This window comes from Stieleria maiorica (assembly GCF_008035925.1).
Taxonomy (GTDB): Bacteria; Planctomycetota; Planctomycetia; order Pirellulales; family Pirellulaceae; genus Stieleria; species Stieleria maiorica.
Genome location: NZ_CP036264.1, coordinates 1,578,731 through 1,602,994, shown reverse-complemented (window position 1 = coordinate 1,602,994; position 24,264 = coordinate 1,578,731). Strand labels below are relative to the sequence as shown.

At 60.1% G+C, this 24,264-nt stretch carries 20 protein-coding genes; 8 read left to right on the top strand and 12 right to left on the bottom strand.

The window, feature by feature from the left end:
• The first annotated feature begins 29 nt into the window (after nt 1–29).
• From Mal15_RS05255 to Mal15_RS05235, 5 genes are all read left to right on the top strand, one after another.
• A complete protein-coding gene (locus Mal15_RS05255) occupies nt 30–1,043 on the top strand; it encodes a ketoacyl-ACP synthase III (protein ID WP_147871853.1) in 1,014 nt (337 codons plus the stop codon).
• Nucleotides 1,044–1,129: 86 nt separating this feature from the next.
• On the top strand, nt 1,130–1,690 hold the full coding sequence (locus Mal15_RS05250) for a YqgE/AlgH family protein (protein WP_147866800.1): 561 nt from the start codon (nt 1,130–1,132) through the stop codon (nt 1,688–1,690).
• A 13-nt stretch (nt 1,691–1,703) separates the two neighbouring features.
• Nucleotides 1,704–2,489: a metallophosphoesterase family protein gene (locus Mal15_RS05245; protein WP_147866799.1), complete on the top strand. Its 786-nt coding sequence runs from the start codon at nt 1,704–1,706 to the stop codon at nt 2,487–2,489.
• The gene (locus Mal15_RS05240; RefSeq protein WP_167546643.1) at nt 2,486–3,934 is read left to right on the top strand and encodes a sensor histidine kinase; all 1,449 of its coding nucleotides are present in this window, start codon (nt 2,486–2,488) and stop codon (nt 3,932–3,934) included. The genes Mal15_RS05245 and Mal15_RS05240 overlap by 4 nt, the downstream gene beginning before the upstream one ends.
• Nucleotides 3,935–4,117: 183 nt before the next feature.
• Entirely contained in the window at nt 4,118–4,807 is a 690-nt protein-coding gene (locus Mal15_RS05235; protein ID WP_147866797.1) for a response regulator, read from the top strand.
• Between the two features lie 13 nt (nt 4,808–4,820).
• Here Mal15_RS05235 and Mal15_RS05230 read toward each other — a convergent pair whose 3' ends face one another.
• Nucleotides 4,821–5,708 (bottom strand): AraC family transcriptional regulator, encoded by an 888-nt coding sequence (locus tag Mal15_RS05230; RefSeq protein WP_147866796.1) that lies wholly within the window; start codon nt 5,706–5,708, stop codon nt 4,821–4,823.
• A gap of 259 nt (nt 5,709–5,967) precedes the next feature.
• Here Mal15_RS05230 and Mal15_RS05225 point away from each other — a divergent pair, with 259 nt between their 5' ends.
• The 3 genes from Mal15_RS05225 to Mal15_RS05215 all read left to right on the top strand — a co-directional run bounded on the left by Mal15_RS05225 (nt 5,968) and on the right by Mal15_RS05215 (nt 10,552).
• A complete protein-coding gene (locus Mal15_RS05225) occupies nt 5,968–7,194 on the top strand; it encodes a DUF1559 domain-containing protein (protein WP_147866795.1) in 1,227 nt (408 codons plus the stop codon).
• Between the two features lie 102 nt (nt 7,195–7,296).
• The gene (locus Mal15_RS05220) at nt 7,297–7,497 is read left to right on the top strand and encodes a lipoprotein (protein ID WP_147866794.1); all 201 of its coding nucleotides are present in this window, start codon (nt 7,297–7,299) and stop codon (nt 7,495–7,497) included.
• Nucleotides 7,498–7,549: 52 nt separating this feature from the next.
• The gene (locus Mal15_RS05215) at nt 7,550–10,552 is read left to right on the top strand and encodes an FG-GAP-like repeat-containing protein (RefSeq protein WP_147866793.1); all 3,003 of its coding nucleotides are present in this window, start codon (nt 7,550–7,552) and stop codon (nt 10,550–10,552) included.
• A gap of 205 nt (nt 10,553–10,757) precedes the next feature.
• Here Mal15_RS05215 and Mal15_RS05210 read toward each other — a convergent pair whose 3' ends face one another.
• From Mal15_RS05210 to Mal15_RS05160, 11 genes are all read right to left on the bottom strand, one after another.
• A complete protein-coding gene (locus Mal15_RS05210) occupies nt 10,758–12,311 on the bottom strand; it encodes a DUF1559 family PulG-like putative transporter (RefSeq protein WP_147866792.1) in 1,554 nt (517 codons plus the stop codon).
• Complete coding sequence (locus Mal15_RS05205; RefSeq protein WP_147866791.1) at nt 12,311–13,804, bottom strand: hypothetical protein; 1,494 nt, start codon at nt 13,802–13,804, stop codon at nt 12,311–12,313. Before Mal15_RS05205 ends, Mal15_RS05210 begins: the two co-directional genes overlap by 1 nt.
• Before the next feature lie 34 nt (nt 13,805–13,838).
• Nucleotides 13,839–14,447 carry a hypothetical protein gene (locus Mal15_RS05200; protein ID WP_147866790.1) on the bottom strand — a complete coding sequence of 203 codons (609 nt, stop codon included), beginning with the start codon at nt 14,445–14,447 and terminating at the stop codon, nt 13,839–13,841.
• Nucleotides 14,448–14,453: 6 nt separating this feature from the next.
• Complete coding sequence (locus tag Mal15_RS05195; RefSeq protein WP_147866789.1) at nt 14,454–14,966, bottom strand: RNA polymerase sigma factor; 513 nt, start codon at nt 14,964–14,966, stop codon at nt 14,454–14,456.
• Between the two features lie 271 nt (nt 14,967–15,237).
• A complete protein-coding gene (locus Mal15_RS05190) occupies nt 15,238–16,488 on the bottom strand; it encodes an HD-GYP domain-containing protein (RefSeq protein ID WP_147866788.1) in 1,251 nt (416 codons plus the stop codon).
• Between the two features lie 195 nt (nt 16,489–16,683).
• Nucleotides 16,684–18,303 (bottom strand): outer membrane protein assembly factor BamB family protein, encoded by a 1,620-nt coding sequence (locus Mal15_RS05185; protein ID WP_167546642.1) that lies wholly within the window; start codon nt 18,301–18,303, stop codon nt 16,684–16,686.
• Between the two features lie 163 nt (nt 18,304–18,466).
• Nucleotides 18,467–19,795 carry a hypothetical protein gene (locus Mal15_RS05180; protein WP_147866786.1) on the bottom strand — a complete coding sequence of 443 codons (1,329 nt, stop codon included), beginning with the start codon at nt 19,793–19,795 and terminating at the stop codon, nt 18,467–18,469.
• Between the two features lie 127 nt (nt 19,796–19,922).
• A complete protein-coding gene (locus tag Mal15_RS05175) occupies nt 19,923–20,699 on the bottom strand; it encodes a hypothetical protein (RefSeq protein ID WP_147866785.1) in 777 nt (258 codons plus the stop codon).
• A 7-nt stretch (nt 20,700–20,706) separates the two neighbouring features.
• Nucleotides 20,707–21,939, bottom strand: coding sequence for an exodeoxyribonuclease VII large subunit (xseA, locus tag Mal15_RS05170; RefSeq protein ID WP_167546641.1), 1,233 nt, complete (start codon nt 21,937–21,939; stop codon nt 20,707–20,709).
• On the bottom strand, nt 21,936–22,790 hold the full coding sequence (gene dapF / locus Mal15_RS05165; RefSeq protein WP_147866783.1) for a diaminopimelate epimerase: 855 nt from the start codon (nt 22,788–22,790) through the stop codon (nt 21,936–21,938). Before dapF ends, xseA begins: the two co-directional genes overlap by 4 nt.
• 144 nt (nt 22,791–22,934) lie before the next feature.
• The gene (locus Mal15_RS05160; protein WP_233903289.1) at nt 22,935–23,612 is read right to left on the bottom strand and encodes a TVP38/TMEM64 family protein; all 678 of its coding nucleotides are present in this window, start codon (nt 23,610–23,612) and stop codon (nt 22,935–22,937) included.
• Nucleotides 23,613–24,264 lie beyond the last annotated feature (652 nt).

Here is a 24,264-nt window from a genome sequence, read left to right as displayed (position 1 = left end):
CTTCTCCTGGCAATTTCAGGATGCCGTCTGTGCCGCACGCCCAAATTGGCCCGATCGCCGTTCATTTACCGGAAAAGGTAGAAACCAACACAGAGCTTCAGCAGGAATTCCCGAAGTGGGATTTGGCTCTGATCGAAGAGAAAACGGGGATCCGCCAGCGCTACATCGCCGCCGAGGGTGAAACATCGAGCGACTTGGCCGTCGCGGCATCACAGAAGCTGTTTGCGGAGCACCGGATCGACCCGGCGAGCATCGATTTTTTGCTGTTTTGCACGCAGACTCCCGATTACCCGCTGCCGACGACCAGCTGTCTGATCCAAGACCGGCTGGGTCTGCCCACACATTGTGGGGCGTTGGATTTCAACCTCGGTTGCAGCGGTTACGTTTACGGGCTGGCGGTCGCCGATGGGTTGATCCAAAGCGGAGTGGCCAAGCGAATCCTGTTTTTGACGGCGGAGACGTACACGAAGTACATCGACCGGTCCGATCGCAGTTTGAGAACGATTTTTGCCGATGGTGCAGCGGCGACACTGGTGACCGCGGGCGATCGGCCCTCATTAAGGGGGTTCAAATTCGGCAGCGACGGCAGCGGTGCGGACATGTTGATCGTCGGCGACGGGGGCGCCCGCCCGGCGGAAGACGCCATTCCACCACGGCACCGCAAACGCTGGAAAAGCCGCCTGTATATGGACGGCCCGAGTTTGATCAACTTCACGGTCGACGCCGTGCCCCAGTTGATCGACCAGATTCTGCAGCAGGAACAGATGACGGACGCCGATATTTCGCAATACTTAATGCATCAGGCGACCTGGAAGATGCTCGACGAACTGCGGCTTCGTTTGGGGCTCAGCGAAGAGCGTCTTCCGATCGAACTGGCCGAGATCGGCAACACCGTCTCGTGCACGCTTCCGATTCTGATCGACCAACTCCGCAAGTCTGGTCGACTGGACCGTGAATCCGTTAACATGCTGATCGGATTTGGCGTCGGTCTGTCATGGGCCGGTTGCCTTTGGCAAGATCTGGCGGGCGGAACGGTGAACTGAATCACGGCGTTGTGACTGTTACCCGAGATGCGATCCTTGCGTGATCCATCCGGCATCGGGTCCGACTGAACAGGTGGCATCCAACCATGGTCGAATTCTTAAGCGGCAAACTGCTGATCGCGTCGCCCTACTTGAACGACCCCAATTTTCTCCGTAGCGTGGTGTTGATCGTCAGCCATGATGACGAGGGGGCGTTCGGGCTGTCACTCAACCGGCCCACCGACCAGCGACTCAGCCAAGTCGTGGAACTGTCGATGCCGCAGGGATCGGTTCGCGAAGACGATCAGATTTACGAAGGCGGCCCGGTCGATGGGCCGCTGCTTGCGCTGCATGATTTGATCGGCATCGGGTCACCGATCGGCGAAGAGTCGTCGGGTTTGTGGCTGACCGGCGAGGAGGACCATTTGCGTTTACTGTTGTCGCGTGTCGATGCCCGGGTCCGTTTCGTCTCGCAGTACTCCGGATGGGGCCCGGGACAACTGGACCACGAAATGCAATGCGGCGGCTGGCTTGTCGGTGCGGCCAATTCGGACATCGTCTTCGACGACCCGGAACAAGTGTGGGAGGCAGCGGTGAAACGTTGTGGCCACGAAGTCCTTTCCTCACTCTCGCCCGGATTACGTTTCAACGATCCGTCGGTGAACTAATGCGGTCGAGCGGATGCGGCGTTTTGTAATCGGAGACATTCATGGATGCGACAAGGCGCTGCGAACTCTGATCGAATGCATCGCGCCTCAGCCGGAAGATGAGTTGATCTTTCTGGGCGATTATGTGGATCGGGGTCCGGACAGCCGCGGCGTGATCGACCAGATCATCGAATTGCAATCGCGTTGTCACGTCATCGCCTTGCGCGGCAATCATGAGATCATGTTGTGCAGCGTCGCCTTCGGCGGTTTGGACGGTGAAATGTGGCTCGCCGCGGGCGGCAAGGCGACGGTGACCAGCTACGGCGGTTCGCTCGATAAGATCCCGACGTCGCACAAAAAGTTTCTTCTGTCGCTGCTTCCACACTATGAAACGCAGGAATCGATTTTTGTGCACGCCTGCTATGACCCGCAACTGCCGATGGAGCAACAGCCCGAAGAACTGCGTTATTGGACCCATCTGACGACGACGCCCGGACCGCACTTTTCCGGCAAAAAAATCTTCGTCGGACACACGCCGCAAGCCAGCGGCATCGTGTTGGACCTAGGATACTTGGTCTGTGTGGACACCTATTGCTTCGGGAACGGTTTCTTGACGGGCATGAACGTCGCGACCAATGAGATCATTCAAGTCGACAAGAAGGGATTCCGGCGACGCGTTCCCGCGGCGGCGTTCCTGCTGTTCGTCGCGGAGTCCTGCAAAACCGTTCATCGATGGATCACCCGCCGCGGCCAGAGCGAGCTTTCGATCCCGGTGAAACCGGTCAACGAGCAAGATCGGGACGACCGAGCCAACGGATGAACAACGCATCACAAGACAGGGCCGGCCAGACGAGCGGCGCGGCGTCGCCGCTGGCGAGTGACACGGCACCGCCGGCCGAAGTCCACGATCGTGCCGGCGGTGTCTCGATCGCTCCGGTTCGTGCGTCAGAAACGGAACTTGAGACGGTCACCTCGGTCACCCGTGCCGGTTTTCGCCCCCGGTCGGGCATGATCGTGATCGGCATGGCGGTCATCGTCGCCATCATTTGGGTGACCACGCTGTTGGATGCCAGCCAGACGGAGACGCTTGTCGCGACCGTGGCAATTTGTTTTCTGGTCGGCACCGCGCTGGTGATCGACAACCTGCTTCGATGGGAGCACGCCGAAAACGCCTACGAAAAACAACGCCTCGCCGCCGACACCTGGAATGCACGATTTCGCAAACTGCATTCCGATTCGACACGTACCAACGCCGTCTTGTCACACATGACCGACGGGATCGTGATGCTGTCCCCCAAGACGGAGATCCTGCTGATCAACGAGGCGGCGACTCGATTGCTCGCGATTCCCGGTGATGGCGTTTACCTGGGCCGCAGGCTGGCCGAACTGGTTCGCGTCCCGGAAATCGTCCACGCCGCCCGACGCACCCAAAGCGACAAGGTCGATCAAAACGTGTCGGTCGAAATCGTGGACGGTTCGATCGTGCGGCCGGTGGCCGTCCGGATCAGCCGGATCCATGACGCCGATCCGCCCCACTTGCTCTTGGTCCTCCGAGACGAAACCGAAGCCCAACGCGTCGAAGCGATCCGCCGCGAATTCATCGCCAACGTGTCGCATGAACTCAAAACGCCGCTGGCGGCCATCAAGGGATACGCCGAAACGGTCGAACTGGCAATCGAAGACGATCCCGAATCGGCCAAGCACTTCATCGCACAGATCGATACCCAGTGTCTGCGACTGGAAGACCTGATCGCCGACATGATGCGACTGGCGCGGGCCCAGTCAGGCAAGAGCACGTTGATGGTCCAGAACATCGACCTGGAAAAAGTGATCCAACAGGCCCTGGCTTCGTTCATGCCCGTCGCTGCGGCCAAACAGATCGAATTGACCGTCCGCCCCAGCGACGCCCCGGTCCACGTCTTGGCCGATGAAGAAGCCGCACTGGCGATCACCCAGAATCTGATCAGCAATGCGATCCGCCACACCGACGCCGGGGGACATGTCACCGTGTCCTGCCGCCGGGCCAACGACGGCTGGACGATGGCCGTCCAAGACGACGGGGTAGGCATCGCGGCTGAGTTTCAGGAGCGAATTTTTGAACGCTTTTACCGGGTCAAACGGGGAAGAAAAGCGCCCGATGGGGGAACGGGGATCGGGCTGGCGATCGTCAAGAACCTGACCCGAGCATTGGGGGGCACTGTGTCGGTGGCCAGCAGCCCTGGAGAGGGGGCGACGTTCGAGGTTTGGCTGCCCAAGTCGAAATGATGACCACGCTCTTCACCAAAGCTTCATCGTGAAAAAGTGCTTCAGTAGGGTGTACTTTTCAGCCAATTTCACCACTATGTCGCTTTGCGAGCCGTCCGACGCAACCCCCGTCGTCAACACGGGAGACGATCGGTCGGCGTCCTTTCGAGAATTGTCCGCATGGATCCAGTCAAGCGCTGAGGCATGTCCACCAACACCAAGGTTTTGGTCGTCGAAGATTACAGCCCGTTAGCGGAGTCGCTCGAGTACCAACTCAAGCGCGCCGGTTACGAAGTCTATCGCGCCAGCGACGGACGTGAGGGCGTCGATCAGGCGAAACTCTATCTTCCCGATCTCGTCATCCTGGACATCGACCTCCCGGTCCTGGGCGGCATCGAGGTTTGCAAACAATTGCGGGCCGACCCGAAGACGCGGGAGGCATTGATTTTGATGTTGACCGCGATGGGCGAAGAATCCGACCAGGTGGTCGGCTTTGCCGTCGGCGCCGATGACTATGTCGTCAAACCGGTCGAAAGCTACAAGGTGCTGCTGCAACGGATCAAAGCGCTGCTGCGTCGACGCGAGCCGATCTTGGATGACCATGAATCGGTCAGCCATCAAAACGTCACCGTCGATCGTCGTCGATTCGTCGTCACCGTCGATGAATCACCACTGAAATTGACCAAAAGCGAGTTCCGATTGCTCGACGCGTTGATCCGACAACCCGGACGCGCCTTCGGACGTAGCGAGCTGGTCGATGCGGCGCTGGGTGAAGACACCGTCGTGTTGGACCGCACCATCGACGTCCACGTCCGCGCCCTTCGCAAGAAGATGGGGATCGCTGCCGACCTGATCGAAACCGTTCGCGGCGTCGGTTACCGGTTTAAAGAGTAGCGTCAACAGGCCGTCAACGCGTTTCCGGCAATGACGAACTTTCGTGTCGACTGACAAGCTTGGACGGCGCGACGCCATACACGCGTTTGAATGCCCTGGAGAATTGAAACGGGTCGGCAAATCCCATCACCTCGGCGACATCCTTGACCTTCATCTGCTCGTGCAACAGCAACTCCGCCGCGTGATGCATGCGCAACCGAATCAAGAACTGATACGCCCCGATCGAAGCGTGTTTCTTGAACAGCCGCGACACATAGATCGGCGTGATCTCACAGGCTTGGGCGACCTCTTCGATGGTGGAAAGATCCAGGTAGTGCTTTTCAATAAATGCGCGGACGTGCTCGTAGGTCTGGAACGATTTCGGGATCGACTTTTCGCCGGTGGTGATCCGTCGCTGGCGAATCTTTAAAAGCAGAATGCGGGTGATCAGCTGACAGATGTCCGCCGAGAAACTTGTATTCTCACCGGCTTCGCGATCGATCTTGTCCCACAGTTCGGTCAACTCTCCGACGCGAGCGGTGATCACCGGCTTGCCGCTAAGCAAGCCGGCCGCGGTGACCAGCGACTGTGCCTCTGACCCCGCGATGTCCAGGTAGTACTTGCGCATCGCGCCGGGCGGTGCATTCTCGATGCGATGCTGGATGCCCGGGCCGTAAGCGAACGCGACGCCACGGGAAAGACGAAACCGCTGGCCTTCCAAGACCAACCAACCATGGCCTTCGGTGACCAATTCGATCCCGAAATAAGGAAACCCGGATCGTTCAACAACGTAGTCCGGCAGCATCCGTTCCACGCCGCCACACACCACCGACAATCGCTCCTCCGGCGGAGGATTCAGATCCAGGTAAAAACGCTTTGACTCCCTCGTTTGGCGCGAGATGAAATCGGGATCGCTTGCCATTGCGAGGCTCCAACGGTTCACAAAAGGCGACCGAATCACCCAAATTAAAAGCCAAAAAACAGGTTAACAAAAGCCATCCCCGGTTGAACTTGGCTATGTGAAGAATTCAACAAGGGACAATATTAGAGCCTTCTACTCGTGCCTGAGCGTCTCATCGCACTCTACTGCCACGGAACACCGTTTCCTCACGATGTCAATTGTAGCGGTGTTGCGATGGACCACACCATCTCATTCCCGCTCGTTTTAGAGGTTTTTCACAATGTCCCGGACATGTTCCCGCAAGGGGTTCACGCTCGTCGAATTGCTGGTGGTGATCGCCATCATCGGCATCCTGGTCGGATTGCTGCTGCCCGCCGTTCAAGCGGCCCGCGAAGCGGCTCGCCGGATGAGTTGCAGCAACAATTTCAAGCAGATCGGAATTGCGATGCACAACTATCACGCCGCCTACAAGAGTCTGCCGATGCACGGTGGCGGTACCACCGACACCATCACCCAGCACATCTGGCGTCCTTCGGAGATTTCAAACAACGGACGGCTGAGCTACCTAGTCGGGTTGACGCCGTTCATGGAGCAGCAAGGGATCTGGAATGACATCTCCAATCCTCTGAACCGCGATTCGCTGGGCAATACGCCCCCCAATCCCAGCGGCAACGGCGGCGCACAAGCGCTTCGCAGCGGCGCCGGATTCTCCCCGATGGGCCCCACCCCGGACGAGATTCTGTACACCCCCTGGGCCAGCGAAATCCCGACGCTTCGATGCCCCAGTGACCCGGGCGTTGGACTGCCGGCGTTGGGGCGAACGAACTATGCCGCGTGCCTGGGCGATTCGGCCGAACGAGCCCACCAGGGCGCGTGGGGCAACGGCACCGCGCCACTTGGCCAGCCCAATCAAACGCTTTCGATCGAAATCACCGGGGCCGCACGTGGGGTCTTCATCACCCACAAGTCCACGAAATTCCGTGACATCCTGGACGGCCTGTCCAACACGATCGCGGCCGGCGAAATCGCGACCGACCTGGGCGACAAAGATACGCGAACGATTGCGACCAACCGCGGTTGGTCCTTTATCCGCAACTTCCCGCCGACCGATTGCGATCCTTTGATCGACCCGGATCGTCCCCGTTTCTGGGCGCCGACCACAGCAACCGTCGGAGCGACAAGTGGCCGCGGCTTCCGCTGGGCCGAGCACATCCCCAACTCGTCCGGCTTCTTCACCGCCTCGCCTCCGAACCATGCGATCTGCACCGAACAAAACTCGGGCAATTCGGGCTGGTACACGGCGTCCAGCCGTCACCAGGGTGGTGCTCACGTCCTGATGGCCGACGGTGCAGTAATCTTCATGACCGATTCGGTCGAGTCGGGTGACCAGAACGCGCTGGGGATCAATGCCTATCGCACACCGGGTGCGAAAAGCCCCTACGGTTTATGGGGAGCACTCGGTACCCGCGCAGCCTACGAGACGATCGAAGAACAGCTGAACCAGTGACCGCTTCGGCTACGATTGCCGCCCGCGCGGCGGGCGGCAATCCTCTTTTTCAGATCCGTTCCGCGATCAATTCCCCACTCTCAAAACCTCACACCACAACTCATGTCAAAACTCTTTTGCTCTCTGATGCTCGCCGCATCATGTTTCCTGCTGGTTGGATGCGGAGACGCCGGCCCCTCAAGCGTCGTCGAAAATGCCCAACAGTCCGACGTCGATGAATACAATCGAATGTTGCAAGAGGAACAGGCTCAAATGAAAGAGGGAATGGAAGCGGCCGCCAAGGAAGGCATCAAAGGCTACTGATCGATCGGTGGGGACGACCGAAAAGAGCTTGTCATGAGGAGTGAGATTCGACATGAAGCCAGGTCTTTTCACACTCTCCGTCGCATTGCTGATTTTGGCGGGCTGTGGCCGGCAGGGCGATTCTGCGTCTGACCAGGATGCAGAATTGCCGGCTGCATCGGCCGCGGAAGTTCCCCGCGATGCCGTGATCGATCGCGCGAAACGCGCCATGGCCGGCGGTGACCTCGCCGCGGCAGAGAAACTTGTCCGCGCCGCGATGTTGCGTGCGCCCGACGATGTCGCAACGCTCCGTTTGGCTGCCGAGATCGCGTTCGCCGACGGGCGTCCCTCGGACACGGCCGCGTTGGTCGCCGAAGCCGCCGTCGCAAACGGTTTCGCCGACGAACAACTGGTCCAAAACGCGGTGCTGGCATACGTGGGAACCGGTCAGTTGTTCGAACTGATCGAGCTGCTCGATCAAGTGGTCGCTGCCTTTCCCCAACGGCACGACACGCGGCGGCTGTTGTTCGATTTCTTGGTCAACGCGGAAGATCACTACCGCGCGGCGCCCCATGGCAGGATTCTGGTTCGCCAGCGCCAGTTTGATCGAGTGTTGCTGTTCTCGCTCGCGACGATCGAACAACGCAACATGGAAACCAATTCGATGGTGGAGTTGCAGAAACGCAATCCGGACGACCCGAGATTGCGAATCGCCGAAGTTCGCTCCAAAGTCGACCGGGGTCAGTGGGACGGAGTCGAAGCGACGCTCCTCCAAATCCTGCGGCACAGCCCCGGCTACCCGCCGGCCCAAATCCTGCTGGGACAGTATCTGGTCTATTCCCATCAGTCCGACCGGATCGCCCAGTGGATCGATTGCGTCACCGAGGCAACGAAAGACCGATGGCAGTACTGGGCCCTGCTCGGTGACGTCGCAAGGCAGCGTGGAAACGAACAACAGGCCGCCAGGGCCTATCTGGAATCCGTACGAAAGAATCCCGATATCGGTGAGGTGCTGGCGAAACTCGCCCGGACGCTGGAGCGACTACGGCGCGAGGATGAATCGGTCGATGCGGCGATGATCGCGGCGATCAATCATCGTGCCGAATTGCTCAGTCGGTTCAGCCAGGAAAAGGAACGGCTGTACAAACTCGGCAATCGATCGGGGGCGATCATGGCCCAGATGTCGCGGACGCTGGTGCAATTGGGGCGGTTGTGGGAAGCGGAGGCGTGGACGGCCTACGCCATGACCATCCCCGACGACGACATCGCCGCCGTCCGCGCGACGCGCCGATCCATCGTCAAGCAACTCACCGCCGACACCTCGTGGCAACGGGAACTCGACCCGCTGCTGGCCACGCTGGATCTGAGCGACTATCCGATGCCCGACACCGACCTGATCGCAAGTTCAAAATCGAATCCGGCCGAGGCTCTGATCCGGCCGTCGGTTAAACCCGTCCTCCGGGACGAGACCGACCGACTGGGCTTGGCCATCGACGATGACGCCCGGCGAAATCGTCACACGTCTGACGGAGTGCCCTTGTATGCGCAGATGGAATCGGGCGGCTGCGCGATTGATTACGACCTCGACGGCTGGTCGGATCTGTACGTCGCCGCCGCAGGCGGAACGCCGGGCGAAACGGATTCGGCAAACAATTCGATGTTTCGCAATCTGGGTGGCCGTTATGCGAACGTGACTGCTGGGACAGACACCAACGACACCGGATTTGCCCAGGGAGTCACGTTCGGCGACGTCAATGAAGACGGATTCCCCGACTTGGTCGTGCTCAACTACGGCCCCGACCGGATCTTCATCAACAACGCCGACGGAACGTTCACGCCCCGCGAGGACTGGTTTTCCAGCGACCGCCAGTCCCCCTGGTCGACCAGCGGGGCGATCGCCGATCTGAACAACGACGGGATCTCGGACTTTGTTTGCTTGAAGTATTGCGCCGGAATGGAACCCGCCACCGTCGCCTGCCAAAAAGAGGACGGAACGGTCAGCCTCTGTCTGCCGACCAAGTTTGCCGCCGATCGTGATGCGTTCTTTCGCGGACGCCCGGGCGGAGGATTTGAGGAGGTCACGGACCGATGGGCGGCGACGCCGGTACAGCCGGGGCGTGGGTTGGGGCTGGTCATCGGTGATCTGGATGCGACCGGCGGAATGGACGTGTTCGTGGCCAATGACATGACCCACAACCACTATTGGACTTTCAACGATCAAGGGGAACTGGACGAATCGGCCACCTTGCGTGGGCTGGCGGTCGATGCCCGTTTTCGCCCTCAAGCGTGCATGGGGATCGCCACCGCGGACTTGGACGCCGACGGCGATGTTGATTTTTTTGTGACGAACTTTGAACAGGAACACAACACGTTCTATGAACAAACCGAACACGGGATTTGGGCCGATCAAACGACACCATGGGGGCTGAGGCAGGTGAGTTATTCACAGCTCGGATTCGGCACCCAGGCCGTCGACTTTGACAACGATTCCAACCTCGAACTGGCGATCACCAACGGGCATGTTTACCAAGACGCGGAACCTCCATCGAGCTACGCGCAACAGATGCAGGTACTTCACCGCGTGTCACACGATCTTTTCGAAGCGTTCGAATTTGATACGTCCGACGGCTACGTTGCCGACGATCACGTCGGCCGAGCGATGTGGACCTTCGACGCCGATCGCGACGGGCGCATGGACCTGGCAATCACGCACCAGCGAGAACCTTTTAAGGTGTTGATGAACCGGACTCCTACGGAGCACCCTTGGGTCCGGTTTCGTCTGGTCGGGGTTGAGGGTGCACGGGATGCCGTCGGCGCATCGATCACCGTCCAAACCGAGCACCTGACGCGTTTCGCCCCCGTGGTCGCCGGTGACGGGTTCTATTGTGCGAACGAACGTGTCACCCACTTCGGACTCGGACCGGATCACCGCCGTGGCGACCCGATCAGCGTTTCGGTCCGCTGGCCGGACGGAACCGAAGACGCGTATCAAGTCGGCGAGAATCGAACGTGGCTGATCGTCCAGGGTGACGATCAAGCGTTTGCCGTCTCGCGGAACGACCAGTTGATTTACTAGCCCGCGGCGCAAGCAACGGGCGAGGCAAATCCACTCGCTTGCGTTTCGCGTCAGATAGTCCGCCGCAGCTGAACGTCCGGGCCCGTGTCGTAGCGGAAGCCGCCAAGGCTTTCGGCCACGTAGCGGAAACCGCCAAGGCTTTCGCCCCCCGGGAGACATCGCCGCGCCGGCAGCGAAACTCTTGGCGAGTTCCGCTACAACTCGCTCAGTCGATCGGCTCTTTGCCGTTTCGCGTGAAGCGTGCCCAGAGTGACTTGCCGATCGTTTGGGGCTTGATCCAGTGGATCGATCCGTCGCCATGGACGATCACAGCCTGGTCACCAAAATGACCGCCCAGCACTTCATCCAGGTTCGCCGGCGTCGGCGTGGGGTTGGCGGGCTTGCTCCAGATTTCCGCCTGCTCCGTCGGCGTTTCGAACACCATGATCGTGTTGGAAATTCCGTCGATGACGTCGCCGAACTTTGGCTCGTCCCCGTCGAAGAATAATCCCTCGCCGACGGGGATCACAATGTCCGAACGGTTTCCACTGGCAGCCGACGCATCGATGGCAAAGACGTCTGGCATTTGATCGGCGAGTGGACGGTTGTGCGGGCTGTCCCAGGGTTCATCCAGGTGAAATTCTTGGTACAGCCTGTACTCGTCCTTTCCCAAGAACGGTAACAACGCCACTCGCCAACTGAGCAAGGGCCGCCCCTGATCGTCGGCGATCACCGGCGAGGGTAGCCGGCTGAAGGCGGAGTGATAATTGTGAAGCCCCAGTGCAATCCGTCGCAGCCTGGAATCCGCGATTTTTCGCTTTGCTTCGCTCGACCAGACCTGCAATTGGCGACTACCCGCTTGGGGCCCCAGCTTGAGGCGCAACGTGCGGTCTTCGCCCTGGTCGCTGCTATCCATCTGAAACGGTGCTGGAAGCCGGTCCTTAATGCTTTCGCGAATCGCGCTTCGGGTCACCTTAGCATCACCGGCATCGGCAACATGAAAGACAAACTCCAATCCTGCCTGTCCGTCCGGATAGGCAGACCCGGAAACCCAGTCCACTCCGGCAAGCTGACTGGAGTCGATGGGAAACAGGGTTTCCAATTCGGCGAGACCGAACTCCTTGATAGCGCGGCGACGATCACTGTTTAAATAAACGGCAAACTGCAAAGGCGCCGGACCGAGAGCAGTGAATGCGTCGCGGAAAACATCCTGAGCGGCGGACGGTTTTCCCAATCGATCAACGTTCAATCGCGACAGATTGCCGGTGATGATCACGGATCCGACCTGCTTGGTCTGACCGGGGTCAGCGTCCGCCGTGGGCGGTTGACCGCTTGCCGCGGGGACGACGACGATGGGATCGCGTGTGAAGGGCACCTGACTGGTTTCCGATGCGCTGAAAAGAAGAAACGCTTCGCTGCCCCCCTCGGACTCCAACAGCGGATCGATCGTCTTTCGGGCATGCTGGGGCAACGAGTTTCCGGCCAACCGCAGGTAAGCCTTTTCAGCATCCGGTAGCTGTTGGAACGCTTGCGGGTCGATCCGCACAACAACGATCGCATTCTCGTCAACAACCGACAGCACCGTGGCCGAGTCAACGGCGCTGGCGGGAGTCGCCGTCACAGCCAGCGAAGCGATTGTAGCGAGAGTGGAAAGGATCAATCGCCGTGCGAACGTAGCTACCTTCGCCAGAAGGTGGATCCCCGGCGTTTTCCGCGTACTGGCGAGCGTTGCAACGCCAAAGTGGCGCGGTCCAGCTAGACTCTGGTCGGTTGTGGGCATCACTGATCTCCTTCGGTTTGGATCACAAGTTCGATGGGTTGGAACGTCAGCTGGGGTGACGGATCACGGCGGGTGGCAATCCGAGTGGTCGATCCATCACTGTCGTATTGAAAGGGTGTGCCGGTCGCGGGATCGCTGGGAATCGGCAGAGCCTCGATCGCATCGATCGATGCCGGCGGGTTACCTCCATGGGATGCCGCATGGTTTCGCACCGCTTCGATCATTCGCAGCACGGCGACCTTGCGTTGAACCTTGGCCTGTCGGCGGACCACTTCTTGAATCGAATTGCCCAGCATGTCATCGATCGGAAGCACCGGCGCGGCCGCTACGTCGCGCATCCGTTGCTTCTCCAGACCGGCCAATGCGACCGCCGTCGGCTGATACGCCCAGCGAATCAAGTCTTGGATTCTTCTTTGTTGAGCGTCATAGCTTTGCACCGCGATCGTTTGTGCGACCGAGAACGCTTCGACTTGGGACGCCGGATAGCCTGTCCGGACCAAGGCCGCCTTTGCCTTCGGGTAAGCCTCCAGGACCAGCAGTCCCAAAGCGGGGCGAGAGCGATTGTGTTGGCCGCCGAACAGATCCGACCGATCCCAAAAATCCCGCAGCCCATCGGTCCATTGATCCGACGACCACGCGACGACACCCCAGTTTTGCAGGTACTCTCGAGACGATGCAGCACTGTCACTGCCGAATTGATGGTGGGCGATTCGTCGAGCTTGGGCAAACAACGGATACGTCGATTCCAACCCGATCCTCTCGGCGTCCAGCCCCGGTCGCAGATCGACCAGCGGGTCTGGTAGCTCCGCCAACGCCCAAGCAAGATTGGGTGCACCTGGTTGCTGGACCCAATCGAACAGACAGTCGGCCATCATGTCTTCGATCCCGAGTGCGACGAGCGTGCAAACCAAGGTGTCTCCCTGGGCGACATGTTTGGCCAACGCGAAACCCAGTTGCAGCGACTCGAGGGCGTCTCCGAAACGCTGCTCGGCGATCTGGAACTTCACCCGCAACACGATCAGTCTCGCGTACGATCGTGAACGCTGCACTTCCGGCAGCAAGATTTCAAAGAACGGTTCACCGGCGTAGAGCAGTTGCCAGTCACACTGTCGCGACCGAGCTGCTTTGCGAAGCGAGCCGAACACGCCGCTGTCGATGGGTTGACTGCCGAGCCATGCGAACTGGGGATGACTCTTTGCCATGTCATTTGCGGGCAATTCGATCATCTCACCCATCTTGCTCCACAGCTCACTTTGCTGCATCAGCGCTTGTTGTTCGGCGTAGACCTGTCCATACCAGACCACTGCATTGCCGGGGATCTGTTCCCGAAGCGTCGGCAATAACGATTGTGAAACTGGCGAATCGGCGACCGCCGCGGGGCTGACCGAAAGTGGCTTCGATTCGACGTCCTGTGCAAACGATCGGGCAGACGTCGCCCAACAGGTTATCGCGATCATGCAAGCGAGCCGCCTGCGCCAAAGCTTCGATTTCATTCTGATCTCCTTCATTGCGATTGTGGGCAAGAGGTTAAGATGGTTGCTCGACTTCACGAAACAGGGCGCGGCGAAGTGGGAGCGAAACGTTCACCGACGAGGGAGGCTCCGCGAGGCCCTCTCCTCCAGTCGTCGAAACCGATCGCAATGCCTGCTCGGCACGTTGGTAGTGCGAACGGGTGCTAAGCACTCCATCAAACGGCAGCGTCAGGTCCGCCGAATCGGTGGAGGCGAACGACGGTACCACGGTCGGTATGTCACGAGATTCCGATCCGGCGGGATCGTCGGAGGCAGTACCGATGCTCGTTTCATCCGTGGGTGTGGTGAAGGGCGATGCTGTTCGGGTTCCCTGTGGGCCATTCGTCCTGTCTTGAGCGAACATCAGCAAGACCAGGCTGGCGGCCAGCGCGCCGACGACACCGCCGACGCAGGCCGAGCCGCCACTGAAGCGACGTGATCTCAAGGCAACGATCGGCGTTTCCTGACCGTGGCGAAATCCGTCCTGAAAACCGGCCCGATAGACCAACTGGTCCGTGTCGATCCCCTTGGGCTCGAGTGAACGCAGCGAATTCTCAAGACGCGCGGGTTCTTCTCCGCCACCGGCGTTCTCGATCGGATCCGGCAATGGGTCTGAAGGTTGCATCGCGAACTATCCCCTGGTGAAGTCTTCGAGTTTGATGTTCAGCTGAGACCGGATGGCCTGAAGCCCTGATTGGTAACGCCGCGAGGCCGTCCGCGGTGAAACGCCGACGAGTTGGCCGATTTCATCGAATGAAAGCCCATTCCATAATCGCAACACCAGAACCTCTCGAATCGCCACCGGCTGACTCCTCAAGGCGCGGGTCGCCATTTCACCATCGATTGATTCTTCAACACCGTCGACGAACCAGTTGACGCGTTGGTCGCGGCGGATCTGCTCGTGTTTCTTCCGGCGCGATTGAGAGCGTGACGCATTCAACGCGTCGCGTCGAACGACTTTGAATAACCAGCCGCGCGGTTGATCCGGGAACGGTGTTTGGCGAAACAGTTTCAAAAATGCTTCTTGCACGATGTCTTCCGGCGTGTCACACAACTGCCTGGCCAACAGCGTCAAACCAGGGCTCAAACTGCGCACGATGGCGGCGTATTCGAATCGGGGCGCCGAGTTTCCGTCTGGCGTCATGGGGTGATCTGGCAGGCGAAGTTCAAGTGGAATGGAGTCGGCTGTCAGAAAGAAGACACCGCCGGAATCGTTTTGCGTCAAACAATTCTAAGAAAGGGCGGAAGCACAACAGACTCGCAAGCGGAATGTATGCGTTGAGTGTAGCGGAAGCCGCCAAGGCTTTCGGCCCCGTGCGTTAACGCCGCGCTCATGCGAAACTCTTGGCGAGTTCCGCTACGGGAAAAGCGCATGCGAAACTCTTGGCGAGTTCCGCTACGCCGCGGGCGGCTGACTAAGAGTACTGCTGCAGGTTCGGTAGACTCAGCAGTGTGTCGACGACATCGGCAGCCCATTGGACGCCGCGTCCTTCGCGAAAGATCTGCACGACCTTTTCCAGTTTCATCCCGGGGCGGTAGGGCCGATCGCTGCTCATCGCGTCAAAGGCGTCGGCCACCGCGACGATTTGGGCGTCGCGTGGGATCTGGTCACCGGCCAGGCCGTCGGGATAGCCCGAACCGTCCCAAGATTCGTGATGATGACGGACCGCGGGCAGGATGGGATGAAACTGCTCGATCCCTTTCAAGATGTCGTAACCGAGCACCGGGTGACGTTTGATCTGTTCGAATTCTTCGTCGGTCAGACGCGTGGGTTTGCGCAGCACCGAATCGTCGACGCCGATTTTGCCGATGTCGTGAAGGATTCCGCCCATCCGGATGTTGGCCAGCGCGTGATCGTCATAGCCCAGACGTGCGGCGAGTTGGAACGACAGTTCGGCGACGCGATTGCTGTGACCACAGGTGTAGGCGTCTTTCGCATCCAATGCCGACGCCAGCGATTGGATCATGCTTTCGAACATCCCTTGCATCTGCTGATACTGTTGTTGGTTCAGCAGGTGGACGGCCAGCATGGTGGACGTCGACGACATCATGTTGGCTTCGATCGTCCCGAACTCGGGCTGGTCGGCGGTTCGGATCGCGACCATCTGGCCCAACGAGGTGCTGCCCCGATGAATGGGAACGACAACCGATCGCAGGCGCGTCCCGCCGGCCAGTTGCAGATCGTTGACCAGAGCGACGCCGCCGGCGTCGCCGGTGCGTTCTTTCGACTTCGCTCGGGTGGCTTCAACAATGGCGACCAGTTCGTTGTCGGTCACCGCATGGCCGACGATCTCGAAAATCTCGTCGGAATGTCGCGGTGAAAGCAACCCGGATCGCTGCGTCGGCCGTTGGTCGTGCTCGGCACTCGGGAACAAATGGATCGCCAGAACCGAGGACGTGATGCAGGGCGCCAATTCATCGAGCAGCGAACGGGCGACCTGATGCGACTGCTCCGTCAGCGTCAAACTGCTAGCCAAGCGTTGTGTCAGGCCGTGGATCAGCGTCAATTCTTCGAACCGCGCCGCCAACGCATCGGCCAGCTGATCGACCTCGGACGCCAGAGACGGCTCCTCGGGGTTTTCGACGGAGGAAATCGCTGCCCAGTCGGTGACCGGCGGGGGCGGCGATGCGGGGTCGGTCGATGGCGACGAGGGTGGCAAAGACATGGCTGCACCGCGAATGGGTTTCCGAGGCAGAGGTGTCGACAAAACGAGCCGGATCGGAATCCCGAACCGGCTCGCACGACATGACTCTGAAAGCTAGATGCGCCACAGCATCACCGTGACCGTTCTCCCCCTGCGTACCCGAAATCCCCCTCGCAGGAATTCCGGTTGTGTCGCTTGAACGCCTTGTGGCGACGCTCAATTCCCGAACGGATCGCCACCGAAGGGATCATTCCCGCCGCCGGCCGGGGCACCAAACGGATCGGCCATTTCGCCGCCGCCCGCGTCACCAGCACCGAAGGGATCCGCCCCACCGGCGCCGAACGGGTCCGCCCCACCGGCACCGAAGGGATCACCACCGGCACCAAACGGATCGGCCGGAGCCGCCTTGGGCGCTTCGGCTTCTGGCTTTTCGGTCGCCTCCTCGGCCTCCTCGGGGTCTCCCGTATCAACGGCACGTCGGATGGTGGGGTTGTCCGCACCGATCGCCCGCAAGCACTGGACCGTGCCGATCGCATTGACCAGGTACAGCCGATCGGTGGTTCGGTTGACCAGCAACTTGACAGGTTTGAGCGTGTTGTCGACCTCGATCACGCTGCCGGTTTCCAGGTCGATCGCGGCAAAGCTTTGGCTGAGCAGTCGAACGAACAACATCTGGTCGAACCCGCCGATGATTTCGTCCACATTGGGAATCGGTTGATCCCAGACGCCCAAGCCGGTCTTTTCGTCGATCGCGTACAGGTTGCCGTAGGCCGACGGCAGCAGCACCATGCCGTTGACCAGGAACGGGGCCTTGTAGAACGGTTCGCCATAAGGCTGGCTCCACAGGACACGCCCGGTTCGGGTCGCACGCAAACCATAGACCTGCCCCGACTCGCTGCCGAAGAAGAATCGGTCGCCGTCGGCGGCTGCGATCCGGCCGCTGACGATGCCGTCGGTGTTCAGCCGGAACAGCACGGACGGTTCACCGGAAAGTTCCATCACGTAGACGAATCCGCGATCGGTCGCCCAGGCGACTTTGGTCGACGTCGGTGATTTGGTCGGCGGTTCGAGCGCCAGTCCGGAAACGATTTCCATGAACGGGTCGCGCGTGGTATCGGCCAGCGGATAACCTTCGACGCCGTTGCGGATCGTCGGCACCAACGAAAAATCTCCGGCATGGATCGCTCCGTAAAGCGGCATGCTGGTCGTCCGCACACTGTTGATCGGCTCGCCGTTGGTGGCGTCGATCTTGACCAAGTTGCCGCCGTTGGTGATGGTCACAAACTCGTCATCGATGCCCATCCGTCCAAAGTTCAGTTGCGGGTCACCGACCTGCGACATCCAAATCGGCGTCCCCGTTTCCGCGTCGCGACACTCAAGCGTCCCGTTGTTGGCGGCCGTGTAAAGCTTGATTCGGGGGACCGTACTGGATGTGATCGACAGATCCAACTTGCGGCGTGCCAATCGGCGGACTTCGCGGCGGGCGAGTCGTTCGGCTTCCTCTTTGCCGATCGGCTGGCCGTCCGGGCCGACCTGATCGGTCGGAATGCGGAACATCACCGTCGGCTGCTCTCCCTCGGCCGCCTTGGTCACCACTTCGACGTACTCACGCGGATCGGCCTCGTGCACGATGATCTGCTGATCGACGATCGATCCGGCCCCGGCGGGAACGCGCATTTGACGTCGCCAAACCTCTTCCAACCCCAATCGGGACGCCGTCTGGGGCGACATCAGTTCCCCCGCGGCGCAATTCACCGACGCGCTATCGACCAAGGCTCCGTGCTGCAGTCCTAACGCGAGCAAGACCATCGCCGTGAGATGGGTGATTCGTTTCATCATTCAAAGTGGAAGAGAGGATTTGACAGGCATCGGGCAAACCACAGCGAGAACCCCCTGAATAGGGGCCAGAAGAAGCTGGCGCTGCGGCACCATGAACAAATTTTAGTCGATCTGGCACGCTTGGCCATCAAAAGCCATGCTTTTGCAAGCGGTTCTCCGCTCAAAAGAAGCGATTCTGCTGCCGAGTGCTCGCTGATTCGTCCCAACAGGGAAAGCCGAGCCGCTCCTGTTCGATCAGGGCGGCTTTGAGTTTTTGAAAGGTTCCCGAGGGGAGCGTGGCGATGGAATCGCCGCAAAGGTACTCCGCGACTCTGCCCCGCTGGGCGATCGAAACTCGATAAACCGACTCACTCAGTGACATCCAATTGAGCAGATCGGTCGCCAACACCTCCGGCTCCATGCCGTTTTCCGTCGCCAACGCCGCGAGTGTCCCGTGCAGGGCATCTTTCGCCTGCGAAGACGTGGAATGGAGAAGCCCGCCGAATCGGGGGGCCTGCGGCGCGTAGCGGGCCGCCATCAAGCGGACCAACAACCGCGCCGCCCGTTTCCGCAGCGACGCCGAAGTCACCGCCGATGCGACGCGATCATATCTCGTTTGATCATGCGGCAGGCCTAACCGATGCAGCACGATGCATTGCTCGTCAGCGTCGAACCCCGCCCGGTCGATCGCGGCATGGACCTGTCGCAGTTGGGCGTCATGTTCCTCCTGCGCCTCCAGCCAACCATCGTTCCCCGCCGCCGACACGCCCGAGGCGGGATTGACTGAAGGTTCCAGCCACTCGCGACACGACTGGAGCGAAACATCACCGCGACCGCGTCGCATGACTTCGGCGATCCGACGCATCGAATCGTTGCTGAATTTACATCGGTGCTGCGTCAGAAACTCGATCACGACCGCATCCGACTCCTCGGCCGACAATTGCCGCCCTGCCTCCATCGCGGCCCGCTGCAACACCCACTGCATTTGCGGCACCAACCGGCCGGCCGACAGCGGCAGTCCCAGCTGCCTCGCGTGATCTTCCCCACGAAGGTTCTTGACCGACTCCCGCAGCGATTTCTCCAAGTAGGTCACAAACTTCGTCCGCCGCGATGCATCAAACAACAACAGTGACCGCCCCAGGACCGGGTCTAGCCGATCGGCGTCGATGCCGGTGGATTCGGCGACCACATGCACCATCGGTTGGAAATCGGAGTACAGTTTCCAAAACGACTCGGTCGCCCGCTCTTTGACTGATTCATAGGCGCGACGTTGTTTCGTTTCGAGCGTTATCACGCGGGCGTGGAGAAACGGGATCAGTTCCGGCAAGTAATGAAACCGTTCGGATCGCGTTTGCCCGTCGTCTTCTTGGACCCTGCGTGTAGCGGTCCGCAGGTCGATTCCGAAGGAGTTCCACAAACCGACCTTCAGCACGTCCAGCCGATCCAGGTGCTGCTCGAGCGGCGATCGGCAGCCGTCGCCGACCGGTCGGTCATCAGATTCGTCGTGCATCACAAACCTCCACAGCCTTCAGTCTAAACGACGTGCTTACACAGTGGCAACGCGTTCGTTCGCGATGGGTCGGAATGTGTCAGCCGGTCGGATGCCCCGATCACACGCCGATTTCAGTCTTGGAAACTCACGGCAGCACCAAATGGAACACAAGCAACGTGGCCCGGTTCAGCATCAAAGGAATCGGGGCCAGCACGAACAACCACGTGCAGAGATGTCTTGCCCGCGGGTGTTTCCGAAGCCAACGTCGCTCCAAATACAGCCCGACCGCCTGGAGCATGAAGTAGGCCGTCATCATGCCGAAGACACTTTCTCCGAAGACGTTCCACAACGGCACTGCGATCAACAATTCGTGCCACAGTCCCGACAAAAAGAACACCATCATCAAACCCAACGCCGGGCGACGTCTAAACCAGGGGAACACCGCTTCCCAGAACCAACCCCCGTGCCATGTGTTCCAACGCTTTCCCCAAAATTCCGCCAAGCTCCGCGATCGATACGACTGGTCGATAAACGGTGGCAACCGTCCGCAACACGGCATCAGGATCAACTGCATCACCGTGCCCAGCGACTTCGCAAAGATAAGGAACGGCACCACGGCGAGATAGCCACGTATCCACCAAGCATCCGTCTGTGCCGACAGCCAGCGGGGAAAAAAACAGTACACCGCAACCGCCAGCGGAAACGTCCACGCCGCTTCGGCGATCCAGTGGCCCCAATCACGGCGAGTCGCCGGTCGTCGTTGGTCCCAAATCCGAATCGACAACAGCGGTGAAACCAAGACGCTTCGGACCGAATCCCGATCGTGGCGCAAACGCAACACGATCTGCCAAAGCCTCATCGAGACGAAGCAGGTGATGAACCACGCGATGAATCGGCACGTCATTTCCCACGTCGCGGACATCGGCCAATCAATCCGAATCAATCTTGTCGACGACCGATTCGAACGAACCGTTTGCCAGGCGTGTGGTGACCCGCTGACCGGCTTTCAGCTGGGACGCGTGACTGATCGCGTTGCCGCCGGAATCGCTGGTCACGCTGTACCCCCTGGCCAACGTGTTCAGCGGAGACAACGCCGCCAGGCTTGCCGCCAGGGTCGCGACATCCGATTTGGATTGTTGCAGTCGCCGATCGATTGCCGATTTGGCGCGTTGATCGAGTTCATCGACCAATCGTGAGCGAAGGTGCACGATTTCCATCGGCTTGGTCATCGCCGGATGGCCCGCGAGCGACTGGAGCGCCATTCGTCGTCGTTCGATCTCGTACCGCATCGCCCGCCGCAACCGCCGGTCCAAATCCCTGACCCGCTGCACCATCCCCGATCGATCGGCAAAGACTTTGGTGGCCGCATCGGTCGGGGTCAACGCTCGGACGTCGGCTGCCAAGTCCGACAGCGTGACGTCGACTTCGTGCCCGACCGCCGACACGGTGGGAATGGGGCACTGGGCGATCGCGCGGACCACCGCTTCTTCATTGAAACACCACAGGTCTTCCAAACTGCCGCCGCCGCGGGCCACGATCACGACATCCAGTTTGGGACGAATCATCGCCGCGGCCTTCAAACCGCGAACGATCGTTTCGGCCGCCCCGTTGCCTTGGACTTGTGCGGGGATGACAAAGATTTCCGCTCCGACCATGCGATCATCGGCCGCGACCAGGAAATCATGAACCGCCGCGCCGCTGGGGCTGGTGATCACACCGACGCGTCGCGGGTGCTTCGGCAGCGACTGTTTTCGCTCGATCGAAAACAACCCCTCGGCGTTCAAGCGTGCCTTGAGTTTTTCGAACGCCAGTTGAAGCGCACCGACGCCTTGCGGTTGTGCTTTGCGGACGACGATCTGGTAGGTGCCGCGAACGGTGTAAATTTCCAGCCCGCCGAAGCACAGGATGGACTGGCCGTTTTCCAGTTCGAACCTCAAACGCGAGGCCACGTTTCGCCACATCACCGCGCGGATCTGAGAGTCGTCGTCCTTGAGCGTGAAATAGATGTGCCCGCTGCGTGGTTTGGCCACATCGGTCACTTCGCCGGCGACCCACATCATCGGAAACGTGCCTTCGACGACCGCCTTGAGCTGGTGGTTTAGCTCGCTGACGGAAACGGCTTGGGTCAGGCCATCGGATTCGGACTCCAGGAACTCATTCAACGGACCGGCCACTCACCCGAAAAAACTTCCGTCGCCGGCCCGGTCATCATCACGTGATCGTTTTCGGCCAGCCACTGAAGCGTCAGATCGCCGCCGAGCAGATGGTTCAAGATCTTTCGCTCGGTGCGGCCGGCCAACACGCCGGCGACACAGACCGCCGAGGCGCCGGTCCCGCAGGCCCAGGTCTCGCCCGAACCGCGTTCCCAAGTCCGCTGACGCACCTCGGTCGGCGACAGGATTTCGACAAATTCGACGTTGATGCGATTGGGAAATCGGGGGTCGGTTTCGATTTTCGGCCCCAACCCCAGGACCAGATCGTCGCTGGCCTGTTCGACGAAGATCACGCAGTGGGGATTGCCCATCGACACACACGTCACCTCCAGCGTCTGACCGCCGAATTCGACGGGCGCGGTCACCACGCGGCCGTCGTCACGCGTGCTGGGGATCGTGGTGGGCACCTTGGGACCGACCAGTTCGGGAATGCCCATGTCCACGGTCACCTGATCGACCAAGCCGTCCTCGCCCAGGTGAAGCTTCAAATCCAACACGCCGGCACCGGTTTCGATTTTCAGCGCGTCCCGCTTGGCGATACCGTGGTCGTGGACGAACTTTGCCACGCAGCGGACCCCGTTGCCACACATCTCGCTTTCACTGCCGTCGGCATTGAACATCTGCATCCGCGCGTCGCCCGATTCGCTGGGGCGGATCAGGATCAAACCGTCGCCGCCGACCCCGAAGTGTCGGTGGGAGATTTGGCGAGCCAATTCGGGGGCATTTTCGGGGGCGGGCTGCGAAAAGCAATCGACGTAAACGTAGTCGTTGCCGGCGCCGTGCATTTTGGTGAATTTCATGGTGTGCATGCTAAAACACCGACGCCCAAAAACAAACCGGGGTTCGCGCCGGCCAAACGTCGAGCGAAAAGGGGACGGGGGTCAATAGCCGGCACGGCCCTTCGGGTGCTTCGCACTATTGACCCCCGTCCCCTTTTCGCCGCACTAGCGGAACGCCGCCAGGATCTTCCGCGCCCCCAGCGGGAAAATCCCCAGCAGGGCAAAGGCGACGGTCAATTGCAGCAACTGGGCGGGCGCGATCACGGCACCGACTCCCTCTTCGGCCAGCACGGTCAGGTTGGGGACGCGGGACCCGGCGTAAACATAGACCGCCGTCCCGGCCAACATGCCCAATTGGCTGACCCACCAAAACGTCCAGACCCGAATCGGCGTCAATCCCATCACCAAATTGATTACGAAAAACGGAACGGCCGGGATCAGCCGCAGCGTGAACAGGTAGAACGCCCCCTCGTCAGCCAGCCGTTTCTCAAACGTCTTCATCGATTCGCCGTACCGCTGTTGGACGGCATCGCGAAGCAGATAGCGGCTGCTGAGAAACGCCAACGTCGCCCCGGCCGTCGATGCGAAACTGACCAGCACAATCGCACGGGCGAAACCGAAGTACCAACCGTAGACCAATGTCAACGCCGCCGCCCCCGGCAGCGACAATCCCGTGACGGCGACGTAGACACCGAACGCGATCGCATAGACCGCCAACGGATGTTCGCTTTGAAACGTCCGCAATTGGGATTCACGCTCGGCCAGCGACTGCAGCGAAATCATATCGCGATACAAGAATCCCACGGTCGCCACCGTCACGGCCAGCAGCACAAAGAGGATCAATTTCCACGTCGCACCCGACGGGGACTTGGGCGGTTGGGGAGTCTCGGTTGACGCTATGTCAACGGCCTGGGGATTGGAATGAGCATCTCGCCGGACCGCGTTCGTTTGGCATAGCGATGCTTGTCTAGTTGCAGGACCATTTGATTGATTCTGGCTCCCCTCTCCCCCAAAAAGCTGGCGAGCTCCAGCGAGCCAGTTTTTTGGGGGAGAGGGGCCGGGGGTGAGGGGGATTTCCAGGCGTCGGTGACGCATTGGAGCATGAACGGTCATACGACGAGACTCCCTGCAGAGATAAATTGCTCCAGCAAGAAATGCATTGCAGGATCCTTCAGGATTTGCCGTGTCCATTGATGTGCAGCTGATCGATACCGAGCCCCTCACCCCCAACCCCTCTCCCCAAAACAGATCGCGGTCAAACTCACTCAACGATCGGTGTCGTTCACGCGATCTGTTTTAGGGAGAAGGGGAGCCATTTCACAGAGGCGAAGCCTTCGAATCAGTGTGTTCCCAGGCGGAGCCGGGGAACAAGAGGAATGCATTTCGGCATCGCGTCTCCGCCATGATGATCTCCCTGCGCCTGTCGGCGGAGTCTGTAGCCGGGCGGTCATTGGCCACTGTAGCGGATCGAAACAGCCGCCGGCTACAATCAAGC